A 12663-nucleotide genomic window follows, 5' to 3' on the forward strand; every position below is an offset into this window, starting at 1 on the left:
CGGGTAGACCCCGAGGTGGGAGTGCGCGTCGAACAGCCGAGGAGTGCCGAACTGTCCAGCAGCGTCCACCACCACCGCCCCGCTCGGGGGATCGATGTCGCCTCCGGCGGCCGCGGCGAGCTTCGCCCGTGGGTGCGCGCCGCGGACGAGCGTCACCCTCCTGCCCAGCAGGAGTGTCACCGCCTGAATCAGGATCGGCGGCTGAGCAGGAGCGGCGGCCTCGCGACCTCCCGGCCTACTTCCGGCCTGGCAGGGCGGCGGCCGGAGCTCGGGCGCTACGAAGGGTTTGGGACACACCCCCGGAGGCTGGGCAGCTCCAGCACAGCCGCAAAAAGATGCAGCCAGGCCCAAGGCGATGTGGCCTGCGGGGTGCAATGTGTCGGGGCGCCGATGGACAGGGCGCCGATGGACCAGGCGCGGACGCCTCGGTCCGTCGCGGCGATCAGCCAAGCGGATGTCCTGGCAGGTGGGTGCGGCAGCCCCCATGACCCGAACAGCGCCGGAGGGCGGAACGGCGGCCGACACGTTGCGGTCGATCCCGGGGAGCACCTCGGCGAGGAGACGAAAGCTCGGGCATACGGATACGCCGCCGGGGGATGGCGGAATGCAGAAGTGAAAGGCTCGTGCCGCCGGCCCAGCTCACTGGGGGTGGACTGGAACGGCGACCTCGGCCATGACACCTTTCCTCATCGGGGCCGATTCGCCGGGGGGCCAGCCTCCTCCCACCCGCCCTCGGGTCAGGCGCGCAGCGCGGCCAGGGCGCGGCGCGGCGCTTGTGTCCGGAGCACAGGAAAGCAAATCTTCGTGGGAATGTCGCTGGTTCCCCTCGGTTACGGAGCTGGCCGCGGCGCGCGGCATCAAGGGAGGCTGCTGAGCCGCGCAGAGCGGAGCACGGCGCTGACCCTCGCACCCCTCCTGGGTTTGAGCAGAGCCTGGCTCCGCGGCGCGAAGCTACCTGGCCTGACGGCGCCGAGCTTCACCACCGCGCCTGGCTGCGCCGGGCGTGGCCGCGGGCCTGGCTTCGCGGAGCGGAGCCACAGGCACGTGGTGGCTCGAGTCCGGCTCGACCGGTCGCCCCAGCAGACCATGACCCGACGGGAGCTCGCGAGCGCGGGTTCCCGACGCATGGTGAGAGGACACCTCTCGAATTATTTTCAAGCAAGACGCTGATCAGCAGTTGACAACTCTAGCTATTCATGGGACGCGAGATCCAATGAGCAACGTCGAACAAGAAATCAAAAGCCACGTTGATGCATTTGTCTCCCAGCTGAGCGGACTTGTCCGCAAAGCGGCTCTCGAGGCTGTCGCCGACGCCCTGAGGGGAGAGGGCCAGCCGGCCGCCGCCGCCGCCGCGCCGCGCAAAGCAGGTCGGGCCAAGGCGGCTCCTCAGCAGCCTGTGGAGGTCAAGAAGGCGGCGGGTCGCCCTGCGCGCGCCGCGAAGCCGACCCGCAAGAAGGGCGAGAAGCGCTCGAAGGAAGAGCTCGCCGCCATGACGCAGAAGGTCCTGGAGCACATCCGGGCCAACAGCGGCCAGGGCGTGGAGCAGATCGCCAAGGATCTGGGCACCACCACCAAGGAGCTGACCCTCCCGATCCGGAAGCTGCTCGTCGAGAAGAAGATCACGTCAAAGGGAGAGAAGCGGGCCACCAAGTACTTTTCCCGCTGACGTCGGCGCCGACGCCCCCCCGGCGGGTGCGGCCGCGCCAACCGAGGTCGACGTCCAGCCTCCTCCGCGCAGCAGGGGAGAGCGAGGCGCGCCAGGAGCCTTCCAGGCAGCCGCGGATACGTCGCACATCGGAGCGGAGCAAGCTCCGCTGCCGTACACGCCTCAGGCTACCCCTCAGGCAGACTTCTCCCGCAATGTCTCCTCCGCGTAACGCGGTGGAGGCATCAGCTCGCGCGGCCCGTCGGCCTCTGCCCGATCGCTGCCGAGCGACTCGAGCCCGGCGACTGGTCGCCGGCTGCTCCTGAGGGTCTCTGGGCACACAGGTCTGCTCCGGCGCCCAGGACGCCGCCTCACCGAGCCGCTTGCCCGTGCGCCTGTCGTCTTCGGGTCGGCAGGACGGGCGGCGTCATGTGCCCCGTAGCCCCCAACATCTCGTGGGCTGACATCCAGGAGCCACCACATCTAGTCTCGTCGTGCCGTGGCGGGGACGGGAACGCCAACCCGGCAGAGCACGTTCGACGCTGAGCGAGCGTGGCTGCCGTGAGCGCCTGGCTCGCGCCGTGTCCACCCGGCGTATCCTCAGAACGCGTGGGCGCTCTCGAAGCTGCGCGCTCAGCCCGGCCTGGAGTCCAACGCACCTGCGCGGACATCTGAACAGGCCGCCCCAGGCGGATATTGCTAGTCTGCCATGTCGGCGAACCGGCCATCTCCGAGGTGCCCCAGGGCAGTCTCCCGACGAGATCCTCGAGGGCACTCGACCTCTTCATGAAGTGGAGAGCGCGGACAGCCGGGTCCGACCCCAGAGCCCCCGTGGGCTAAGCACGGTGCATGCCATCATCATCTCGCTCCGCGGACAGCGCGGCTTGTCGAGTCATGAGGCCCCGCGAGGCCGGACCGTTGCCGCGCTGGACAGGTTCTGACCATCCGTGGTGCTCAACGCACAGGGCGACACCCTCGGTAGAGCCCGCACGCTGGATCTGCGGTCCGGGCGACGGCCGTTGAGGGCTTCGCGCCTGAGGGGCCGGATCGGATCTCGGGGAAGCGCGACTCGGGTCAGCGATGGGCTCGGGTCGCGACGATGAGGACATTCGAGAACGGCGTTTTCCCCCAGGCCGGACTGGTTTCGCAGGAGAAGCCGAGCTGCTCGAGGAGCGCCACGATCTCCCGGGCAGGGCGGAAGCGCACGCGCTCGCCCCGGTTGAACCGGAGCGCGGTGAAGATGCGCTCCTCGAGGAGGGTGATCGAGCTCCTCAAGCCGCGCTCGGTGTCCGCCTCGCGGACGAGCAGGCGCCCTCCCGGGCGAACCGCGGCCGCCGCCCGCCGCAGGATCGCGTCCTGCTCCTCCACGCGGAAGTAGTGGAGCAGGTCGATGAGCAGCACCGTGTCTGCCTCTCCCAGCTCCGCGTCGCGCGCGTCGGCACACCAGAACTCCGCTGGCAACGCGGGGGCCGCGTGGGTAGCGCGCGCGTGATCGGGCGAGCCGGGCGCCCCGGATGACCGCGGCGGCGCTGCGCCGCAAGCCCCGCCGCTCGCGCGGACGGCGTCCTCTATCTTGGCTCGGTCCCAGTCGAACCCGCGCACGCGCGCGGCCTTGTCCAGCTCGAGCAGGAGAATCGGGAGCTGGCCAGCCCCGGTCCCCATGTCGAGGACCTCGCCCAGCGCACCGGGGCGGTCGCCGGCGACGTCAGCAATCAGCCGCGCGACCGGATCGCCGAGGAGCTTGAAGCGAACATAGTGAAACCGGGTGCGCTGCGCCGGCGTGGCGGCGTCAGGCGGGCTGTACCTCGCGGCGACCCGCTCGACCGCGTGGATCCACGGCGGCGCGCTCTCGGGGAGCCGATAGGGCTCGATCTTGCTGCCCTGCAGCGAGGGAGCGCGGCGCCGCTTCAGCGCGACCACGGCGAAGATCAGGCCGCCGCCGAGCGCGGCGAGCGCGATCCCGACAACGGGCGCGCCGAGGAACATGTACTCGGGGAAATCGGACAGCGCTTGCGCCCAGCTCATCTTCTCATGGAGGCGCAGCCAGCTCCCCGTGCGGAGGTACGCCCCGACCTGGACCTCGGCCGTGAGCAGCGCTGGCGCGAACAAGGGGTTGGAGATATTCGCAGCGACCCAGGCAATCGCTGCATCGAGACGGAACCACAGGCAGAGGAGGAGCACGAGCGGCGTGTGGCAACCGAAGATCGGCTGCGAGCCGATGAACAGCCCGATCGCCACGGCCACGGCCGTCCGCCCGGCGGACAGCTCGCTGCCACGGAGCTCACGCCACGCGCGGCGCGCCTCCTCCCGGAGCGGAGAGTATTTCGCCAACGTTCAGGATCTGCCTTGCCGTGAAGGGTGCTCCGTATCATCGGCTGCGTCGGCTGTCGTCTGGGACAGGAGGTCGGTCACCTCCGTGGGCGTCGCCTCGTCGAGCGCTTCCCATGTGGCGCCCCTCTCCGTGGACGGCGGCGTCGACTCGCGCGGCGCGGCGTCCTTGGCGCGCGCGTTCCGCCGCGCCTCCACCGTGCGAAGGTACATCTTCGCCGTCATGTTGTCGGGATCGATCGCGAGCGCCTCGCGCCACTCGGCGATCGCCTGGTCGGACGCGCCAAGGGAGTGCAGCGCAACGCCGAGGAGCACGCGCGCAGGCGCGTACTTCGGGTTCGCGTCGCGCGCCGCGGCGTAGTGCTCGCGGGCGAGCGCCAGATTGCCAGCGTCGCGGTACATCGTCCCGAGGCGTAGCTGGAGATCCGTGAACGTCGGGCACAGCGCCACCGCCCGCTTGAGCTCGGCGATCGCCTCCTGGACGCACCCCACGTCGGCATAGGCCTGGGCGAGGTCGGCGTGCATGTTGGCGATCTTGCCGCGCGCGAACGGATCGAGGACGCCGCCCTCCCCTTCCCCGCGGCGGATGCGCGAATAGACCTGTCGCGCGGCCTCGTATTTGCCGAGGTCGTTGTAGGTGACGGCGAGGTTCAGCAGCGCTTCCGTGTAGTGCTCGTTCAGCTGCACCGCGCGCTCGAAGTGGGCCTCGGCCGCGAGGAAGTCCCCTCGCTCGTGGAGGATGACACCGAGCATGTTAAAGACGTCGGCGAACCGGTCGGTCTTCTCGAGGATCTGCCGCAGAGCATGCTCGGCGAGATCGTACTCGCGTCGCTCGTAGTGCTCCCTGCCGAGAACCAGAAGCTGCTTCAGCCGGTCTTCCATGAGGACCGTCAGCTTACGCGACCGGCGTACGACGCGGTCCGTCTTCCGCGCAACCCTTGCGGGGTTCCGGGTTCGCGCGGTTGCAACCCCGGCGACGCCTTGGTACGCACGTCGGCGTGCCGAGTGCAGTACCCCAGAACCCGCTCGAGGCATCCGGGGCACCGGACGCCGCGGAGCGCTCCGAGGAACGTAACGGAGCCGACGTGAGCGCGGCGGAGCCCGGCGCCGCCGCATCGCAGGACGCGCCGCGCGCGGACACCGAGGGCAGCAGCGCCGTCGAGGACGTGACGGACGACGCGTCCAGCCGTCCTGCCACGCCGCCGCTGGCCGCGCCGGTGCCGAGCCCTCGCCGCGGCGAGAGATCGCCGGCCGCGCCCTGGGCGCGGAGCGGCGATCCGCGCGGGCGCGCGGCGCCGACCTGGACGCAGCTCCCTCCTCCTTCTTCTCGCGGGCGCGCGTCGGCGCCCTGGCTGCGCGGCGGCGACCCGCGCGCGCAGCCCCCGCGGACGCCGTCGCTCGTCGACGGTCCCTACGCGGGCCCCGGCTCGGCCGACGGTCCGCGCCTGCCCCCTGGCCTCGGCCGCCCCCCTGCGGGGCCGCACCTCTCGCCGCGCATGACCGCGGTCTTCGGCGGCATCTTCGGCCTCGCGACGCTCACCTCGCTGATCGCCCTGCTGATCCAGGGCGTCCCGGTGCGCGACGAGCGCGCGCTGGTCGCGGCGGCCCCGGCGAGCTCGTCCGCGGGCACCGAGGAGGCCGGGAAGTCTCCCTCGTCACCCGAGGTGAGGGGCAAGAAGCGCACCCCGGTGCCTGGACCTTGGCGCGTCTCCGAGCTCGCGAAGGATCCGTCCGTGATCATGGCGAGCGACGTGATGGACCGCCGGTCGTTCATCACGGCCCTCGCCGAGAAGGGCGTCCCGAAGGCGCAGATCTACCGGATCATGAAGGCCTTCGACGGGCTGCGGAAGTTCGACAAGTGCGGCCGCAAGGACCGGTACACGGTCGCGATGGACCGGTCCACGCGCCGCGTCCGCGCCTTCGAGTACGAGATCTCGGCGAGCGAGATCTACCAGGCGAGGGAGAACGAGGCCGGGCTGCTCACGGGCACCACGCTCGACATGAAGATCGCCGAGGAGGAGGTCATCGCCGCCTTCTACGTCGGCAAGGACCTGACCAGCGCGTACCAGGCCGGCGGCCTGGAGCCCGGCGTGCTCGACGTGATCGACGAGGCGCTCAGCGGGCGCATGTCGACGGAGGGCTTCGAGGAAGGGAGCACCGTCCGGCTGATCGCCATAGAGGAGACGGCGCTCGGGATGTTCTCCCGGTACAAGAAGATCATCGCGCTCGAGTACCGGCCCGCGGATCCAGCCGAGAAGCCGGTGCGCATCTACGACTTCAAGGGGCAGGAGGCCCGCGGCTACTTCGATGAGCGCGGAAAGCAGCCGTACGCGGGCGGCTGGCGCTCGCCGGTCCCTGGCGCGCCCGTGACGTCGAAGTTCAACCCGAAGCGGATGCACCCGGTGCTGAAGAGGCCCATGCCCCACAACGGGACGGACCTCGGCGCGCCGACCGGGACGCCTGTGTACTCGGCGTACCGCGGGGTGGTCGAGTGGGTCGGCCCTGCGGGTCCGAGCGGCAACCTCGTCACGGTCGCGCACGCGAACGGGATCACCACCGGCTACGCCCACCTGTCGAGGTATGCCCCCGGCATCAAGGTCGGCATGAAGGTGGGTACTCACCAGCTCGTCGGCTACGTGGGATCGACAGGCCGCTCGACGGGCCCGCACCTCCACTTCAGCGCCAAGAAGGACGGCAAGTACTTCGACGCCGAGACGCTCCAGCTCGACGGGGAGCGCGTGATGCCCGGCGTCGATCGCGCGGCGTTCGCCGCGACGAAGGAGGCGCTCGACAAGCGGCTCGACGCGATCCCGCTGCCCGAGCCGCCGCCCGAGCCGGTGAAGCCCGAGGCCGCGGAGCCGAGCGCGCCGCCGCCCGCGGCCGCCGGCAACGACGCCACGGTGTCAGCCGCGCCCGCTGTAGGCCCGAGCGGACCGACAGAGCCCGAAGCGCAGCCGCCCCAGGGCGCCGGGGACGATGAGGGCGAGCTCATCGAAGGCCCCGATCTCAAGAACCCACCGGAAACGATGTGACACCGAGCGGGCCGAGAGGTCCGCTCGAAGGAGTCGGGGCGCGAGGACGCCGAGGCACCAGCCCTCCTCGCGTCGCCGGCCTGCCTGCGAACGCAAGGCACGTCGAACGCGTCGAGACATCAGCCTTCGCGCCTCCGGTCTGCGTGCAGACGCCAGAGGAACAAAAGCAGCGAGGACGCCAGGGGATGACCCCTCGCGTCCTCGTTGTCCTTGCCATGGCGTCCGCCCCGGGGGGCAACAGCCGCGACGGCTAGCGCTTCGAGTACTGGAAGCGCTTGCGGGCGCCGGGCTGGCCGTACTTCTTGCGCTCCTTCTTGCGCGCGTCGCGCGTGAGGAAGCCAGCGCGCTTGAGCGACGACCTGCGCTCCGGATCGAGCTCGCACAGGGCGCGCGCGATGCCGTGCCGCATCGCCTCGGCCTGCGCGCTGTGGCCGCCACCGACAACGGTCGCGTTGACGTCGAACTGCTCGAGCAGCTCGAGCAGCTCCAGCGACTGCCTCATCACCATCCGCGAGGTCTCGCGGACGAAGTACTCGTCAGCGGGCCTCTTGTTCACCTTGATGTTGCCGGTGCCCGGCGAGAGGAAGACGCGCGCGACCGCGGTCTTACGCTTCCCAGTGGCGTACGTTCTCGTTTCCGTCATGGCTTTGCTCAGCTGTAGCTAAGAGGCTGCGGCTTCTGCGCCGCGTGGGGGTGATCGGGACCGGCGTAGACCTTGAGCTTGGTGAGGAGCTCACGCCCGAGCACGTTCTTCGGGAGCATGCCCTTCACGGCCTTCTGGATGGGGAGCTCCGGCTTGCGCTCAAGCAGGTGACCGTACGACTCGGAACGGAAGCCGCCCGGCTCGCCGCTGTGCCGCACGTAGTTCTTCTGCTGGAGCTTGCGACCCGTCAGAAGGACCTTCTTGGCGTTCACGACGATCACGAAGTCGCCGGTGTCGACATGCGGCGTGAACGTGGGCTTGGTCTTGCCACGCAGCACCATGGCGATGCGGCTGGCAAGGCGGCCGAGGGGCTTGCCTTCCGCGTCGATCACCCACCACGTGCGCTCGTTGCGGGCCTCCGCAGGCTTGGCGGAAAAGGACTTGGGCTGAGGATTCATTGGGCGAAAAACTCCGGAAGGGCGCCTGCCAAAAAGGGGCGCCACTTCTACATGGCGGCCCTCCGCCTGTCAAGCGTCTCTGGTTTCTGATGGACCATCGTGCCGCTGGGAAGGTTGGTCAAGCGCGCCGGTCCGCACCCTGACGCTGGTCTCGTTCGCTCGGTTCACATCATGTCGCGGCGCGGTGCCGCTCTGCTCGCTCGCCGCTCGGGGCATACCGCATCCCCCCAGCCGCACCGCCTACCGAGGAAGCGACGACTCGCGTGGACGTCGGGCCGAAGCAACGTCTCCGGGAGCCCAGCATCGATCCGGGCGACCCGCCGCGAGACGCGAACGCCGCTGGCCGGCGGACTCATCAAGCGAATACGTCCTGCGGGCTCCTTTCAGAGGAGCTCACGACCAGGAATCGACGGACTCTTCGATCCAGCGGAGAGGGCGGGATTCGAACCCGCGGTACGTTGCCGTACACACGATTTCCAGTCGTGCACCTTCGACCACTCGGTCACCTCTCCCGATACTTCTTCGACGCGCGCCTCGCTTCTACCGGACCCGCGCCGCTCACGTGGGAGCGGGCGGTCAGAGCCCGTCGGGTTCACCTGGGGCAAGCAGCCAAGCGTAGCGGAGAGAGCGGGATTCGAACCCGCGGTACCCTTGCGGGTACACCTGATTTCGAATCAGGCACCTTCGGCCTCTCGGTCACCTCTCCGCGGGCGAACATGTCAAAGTGGGGCCGGTCGGTCAAGCATCTCCTGACCATCGACCGCTCTGGAGGTGCGCTTTCGCTGTCGAGGCCTCCCCCGCCCTCGCCTCGCGATCGGCCCCGGAGAGGGGCTCGCGCCCACGCGATCCGGGGCTTTCTGGCGCTCCCGCGGCGCGCGGGGGCTCGCGCGGCCCGCCCTCGCCCTCGGCCCTGAGCGCGGCGCGCGCCGCCGGCGTGCCCGCGCGCGGGAGCCGGATGACGAAGCGCGCGCCCCCGAGCGGTGACTCGAGCACGTCGATGGTGCCGCCGTGGTCGACGACGATCTTCTTCACGATGCTCAGGCCGAGCCCGGTGCCGTCGTACCGGGTCGTGACATACGGATCGAACATGGAGTCGCGCACGGCGGGATCGATGCCCGGGCCGTCGTCGTCGATCGCGATGAGGTAGCTCTGCCCCTCGCTCCGCGCCGAGACGCGGACCTTGCCCCACGGGCCAGCGCCCGCGCGCTCCGCCGCTGCGCCGCCCGGCGCCGCCCGCTGCGCGTCGCGCAGCGCCTGCGCCGCGTTGCGCACGATGTTGCCGAGCGCGCGCCGGAGCATCTCCCGATCGAGCGAGGCCGGCATCGGGGCGCCCGGCACGTCGAACTCGAGATCGATGCGCCCGAGCAGCGCCTCGTCCGACGCGTGCTCGCGCCCCGCCTCCTCGACCGCCGCGAAGCGCTCGCCCTGCTCGCGCAGGAACTCCGCGAGATCCGAGGGCTCGAGCTCGGCCTGCGGCAGCCGCGCGAAGCTCGAGAACTCGCCGACGAGCCGGCGCAGCGTGCCGACCTCCTCCTCGACGACCTCGAGCGTCGTCTGGAGCAGGCGCTGATAGGCCGGGTCGCTGCCCGAGTACCGGCGGTGGCACTCCTCGACGGCGAGCTGGATGGGGGTCAGCGGGTTCTTGATCTCGTGCGCGAGGTGCCGCGCCATCTTCTGCCACTCGCCCATCCGCTTGAGGAACTCGATGCGCGCGCGGCTGCCCTCGAGCTCCTCGAGCATGCGATCGAAGGCGCGGCCGAGATCGGCGACCTCGTCGTTGCCCTGCAGCGCCACGCGCACCGAGAGATCGCCCTCCGCGACGGGCCGGGTCGCCGCGGCGAGGCGCGCGATGCGATCGACAACGGGGCGGGCCACGAGCACGCCGGCGAGGACGGCGAGGACGATCGTCGCGCCGAGCAGCGCGGCGAAGGCGTCGCCGTAGCTCTCGTCGAGGTACTCCTTCCGGTGCTCCCGCTCGATCGCGCGGTACGCCTGCGCGAACGCCTGCGCCGAGTCGAGCTCGTCGAAGCGGGCGCTCGGCGTGGCGAACGTGGCGACGAGGGTCCGCGCGTCGACGTCGCCGTCGCACGCGCCGTCGTCGGGCGCGGGCGCGACGGGTGCGCCGCGCGCGCGCTCGATCGGCTTGCGGACCGTGAGCGTCTTCTCGCGCGTCGGATCGACCGGGCGGCCGCGCTCCCGCGCGCCGGCGATCTCTCCACCGCAGCGCTCGACGCGCACGGAGACCAGCGCGGGGTGGGCCGCGACGACGCGCGCGAGCTCGGCGTCGAGGCGCTGCGGGTCGCCGGCGAAGGCGCCCTGGCGCAGCGGGTCCGCCGCGGCGATCGCCTCGGCCTCGAGGCGCATTCCCTGCTTGATGGCGGCGGCGAGCTCCGCGTACACGCCGAGCGCCCGCTCGAGGTGGACGCCGAACTCGGGCTGGAACGCGGTCGCCGACACCCGCGCGATCACCGTCCTGGCGACGACGATGCTGGCGACCAGCGGGATCAGCGCGGTCACGAGGATGGCCGCGACGACCCGCCGCTCTGTTCTGCCGGGGATGCGCATGCGCGCAGCATAGCCGCGGCCCGGATCGGGCGCGCGGACGCGGGCTGGCCGGCTGATCCTGGCGCGGGCGCGCCGCGCCAGGCTCAGGAGGGCCGCTCGCCAGGCCGGAGCAGCCCTCCCGCGGGAGGCGCCGTTACTCGACCGTGACCGTCTTCGCGAGGTTGCGCGGCTGGTCGACGTCGTTGCCCTTCAGGTTGGCGACGTAATAGGCGATGAGCTGGAGCGGGAGCACCGTGAGGAGCGGCCCCACCTCGTCCGGCACCTTGGGGATCCAGACGTGGTGCTGCGCGATCTCCAGGATCGACTCGTCGCCCTTCGTGGCGATCGCGACGACCTGCCCCTCGCGCGCCCGGACCTCCTGCAAGTTGGAGAAGGTCTTGTCGTAGTGCGCGTCGCGCGGGCAGACGACGATCACGGGGAGGTTCTCGTCGATGAGGGCGATCGGCCCGTGCTTCATCTCGCCGGCCGCATAGCCCTCGGCGTGGGCGTACGAGATCTCCTTGAGCTTGAGCGCGCCCTCGAGCGCGATGGGGAAGCCGAGGCCGCGCCCGAGGAAGAGGACGTCCTTCGCGTGCACGAGGCGCTTCGCGATCGCGTGCACGTAGTCTGCGTCGCCGAGCACCTCGCGCATGTGGCTCGGGATCTCCCAGAGGGCCTGGAGGATCTCGCGCCCGCGCTCCGCCGAGAGCGAGTCGCGGCGGCGGCCGAGGTAGACCGCGAGCAGGAGCAGCGCGGCGAGCTGCGTGGTGAACGCCTTGGTCGAGGCGACGCCGATCTCGGGGCCGGCGTGCGTGTAGAGCGCGCCGTCGGAGAGGCGCGGGATCGCGCTGTCGAGGACGTTGCAGAGCGCCAGCACCTTGGCGCCCTGCGCCTTCGCCGCCTTGAGGGCCGCGATCGTGTCGGCGGTCTCGCCCGACTGGCTGATGGCGATCACGAGATCGTCGGGGAAGAAGATCGGCTCGCGGTAGCGCACCTCGCTCGCGAGCTCGACCACCGTGGGGACGCGGGCGAGCTGCTCGAGCCAGTAGCGCCCGGCGATCCCGGCGTGGTGGCTCGTGCCGCAGGCGACGATGTAGACGCGGCGCAGCTCCTTCGCGAACTCGGGCGTGACGCCGATCTCGGTCGCGTGCACGTCGCCGGCGGCGAGATCGATCCTGCCGCGCAGCGTCGCCTCGACGACGTCGGGCTGCTCGTGGATCTCCTTCAGCATGAAGTGCTTGTAACCGCCGCGCTCCGCCTGGACGGGGCTCCAGTCGATGCGCTTCACGCGCCGCTCGACCTTGTCGCTGCTGGCCACTGTCTCGATGCGGACGCCGCTCGCGCGCAGCTCGGCGATGTCGCCGTCCTCGAGGAAGATCATGTCGCGGGTGTGCGAGAGGAGCGCCGGGATGTCGCTGCCGCACAGCATCTCGTCCTCGCCGGCGCCGACGACGAGCGGCGAGCCGTAGCGTGCGACGACGATGACGCCGGGCTCGTCGCGCGAGACGACCGCGATCGCGTAGGCGCCGTGGACCTGACGGAGCGACCCGCGCACCGCCTCGAAGAGCGACTTCGCGCCCTTCTGGAGCTCGCGGTGGACGAGGTGAGCGACGATCTCGGTGTCCGTGTCGGAGAGGAACTTGACCCCCTGGCCCTCGAGCTGCTGCCGGATGGCGACGTGGTTCTCGATGATGCCGTTGTGAACGACGGCCACCGGACCCGCGGAGTGCGGGTGGGCGTTCACCTCGCTGGGGCGGCCGTGCGTCGCCCATCGCGTGTGGCCGATGCCGGTGGTGCCGTCGAGCGTCCGCTTCTCGAGCGCCTCGCTGAGCTTGACCAGCTTGCCGAGCGTCCGGACGATCTCGATGCCCTTGCCGTCATGAATGGCAATGCCGGCCGAGTCGTAGCCCCGGTACTCCAGCTTGCGCAGCCCTTCGACGATGATCGGCGCCGCCTTTTTTGACCCAACGTATCCGACGATCCCGCACATGCTCGCCTCGTTCAGGTAGTGCC

General features: G+C 70.7%; 8 protein-coding genes and 2 tRNA genes. 2 read left to right on the forward strand and 8 right to left on the reverse strand.

The genetic code is table 11. The annotated features are described in order from the left end of the window. The first annotated feature begins 1213 nt into the window (after positions 1–1213). A complete protein-coding gene (locus WMF42_RS36485; RefSeq protein ID WP_061610070.1) occupies positions 1214–1666 on the forward strand; it encodes a hypothetical protein in 453 nt (150 codons plus the stop codon). 1053 nt (positions 1667–2719) lie between these two features. On the opposite strand, the gene WMF42_RS36490 is transcribed toward WMF42_RS36485, so the two are convergent. Next, on the reverse strand, positions 2720–3976 hold the full coding sequence (locus WMF42_RS36490; RefSeq protein WP_437687690.1) for a DUF2062 domain-containing protein: 1257 nt from the start codon (positions 3974–3976) through the stop codon (positions 2720–2722). Between the two features lie 3 nt (positions 3977–3979). Further along, the gene (locus tag WMF42_RS36495) at positions 3980–4855 is read right to left on the reverse strand and encodes a tetratricopeptide repeat protein (protein ID WP_061610068.1); all 876 of its coding nucleotides are present in this window, start codon (positions 4853–4855) and stop codon (positions 3980–3982) included. A 203-nt stretch (positions 4856–5058) separates the two neighbouring features. Here WMF42_RS36495 and WMF42_RS36500 point away from each other — a divergent pair, with 203 nt between their 5' ends. Further along, positions 5059–7005 (forward strand): M23 family metallopeptidase, encoded by a 1947-nt coding sequence (locus WMF42_RS36500; RefSeq protein ID WP_233561970.1) that lies wholly within the window; start codon positions 5059–5061, stop codon positions 7003–7005. 250 nt (positions 7006–7255) lie between these two features. Here the strand turns inward: WMF42_RS36500 and rpsI are convergent, their stop codons facing one another. The 6 genes from rpsI to glmS all read right to left on the reverse strand — a co-directional run bounded on the left by rpsI (position 7256) and on the right by glmS (position 12640). Continuing rightward, positions 7256–7648 (reverse strand): 30S ribosomal protein S9, encoded by a 393-nt coding sequence (gene rpsI / locus WMF42_RS36505; protein WP_020740460.1) that lies wholly within the window; start codon positions 7646–7648, stop codon positions 7256–7258. 8 nt (positions 7649–7656) lie between these two features. After that, positions 7657–8106: a 50S ribosomal protein L13 gene (gene rplM / locus WMF42_RS36510; RefSeq protein ID WP_061610066.1), complete on the reverse strand. Its 450-nt coding sequence runs from the start codon at positions 8104–8106 to the stop codon at positions 7657–7659. 427 nt (positions 8107–8533) lie between these two features. Then, positions 8534–8618: transfer RNA gene (locus WMF42_RS36515), tRNA-Ser, on the reverse strand. Between the two features lie 107 nt (positions 8619–8725). After that, positions 8726–8812: transfer RNA gene (locus WMF42_RS36520), tRNA-Ser, on the reverse strand. A gap of 32 nt (positions 8813–8844) precedes the next feature. Continuing rightward, entirely contained in the window at positions 8845–10671 is a 1827-nt protein-coding gene (locus WMF42_RS36525) for a sensor histidine kinase (RefSeq protein WP_437687693.1), read from the reverse strand. 133 nt (positions 10672–10804) lie between these two features. Continuing rightward, complete coding sequence (gene glmS / locus WMF42_RS36530; protein ID WP_061610065.1) at positions 10805–12640, reverse strand: glutamine--fructose-6-phosphate transaminase (isomerizing); 1836 nt, start codon at positions 12638–12640, stop codon at positions 10805–10807. Positions 12641–12663: the final 23 nt, after the last annotated feature.

The sequence above is a fragment of the Sorangium sp. So ce176 genome, from assembly GCF_051519835.1.
In the GTDB taxonomy this organism is placed as follows: Bacteria; Myxococcota_A; Polyangia; order Polyangiales; family Polyangiaceae; genus Sorangium; species Sorangium cellulosum_G.

Bases quoted from the DNA above. Each gene is read 5' to 3' on its own strand.
- WMF42_RS36485 (WP_061610070.1), top strand. From the start codon at position 1,214: ATGAGCAACGTCGAACAAGAAATCAAAAGCCACGTTGATGCATTTGTC.
- glmS (WP_061610065.1), bottom strand. From the start codon at position 12,640: ATGTGCGGGATCGTCGGATACGTTGGGTCAAAAAAGGCGGCGCCGATC.
- WMF42_RS36525 (WP_437687693.1), bottom strand. From the start codon at position 10,671: ATGCGCATCCCCGGCAGAACAGAGCGGCGGGTCGTCGCGGCCATCCTC.
- rplM (WP_061610066.1), bottom strand. From the start codon at position 8,106: ATGAATCCTCAGCCCAAGTCCTTTTCCGCCAAGCCTGCGGAGGCCCGC.
- rpsI (WP_020740460.1), bottom strand. From the start codon at position 7,648: ATGACGGAAACGAGAACGTACGCCACTGGGAAGCGTAAGACCGCGGTC.
- WMF42_RS36495 (WP_061610068.1), bottom strand. From the start codon at position 4,855: ATGGAAGACCGGCTGAAGCAGCTTCTGGTTCTCGGCAGGGAGCACTAC.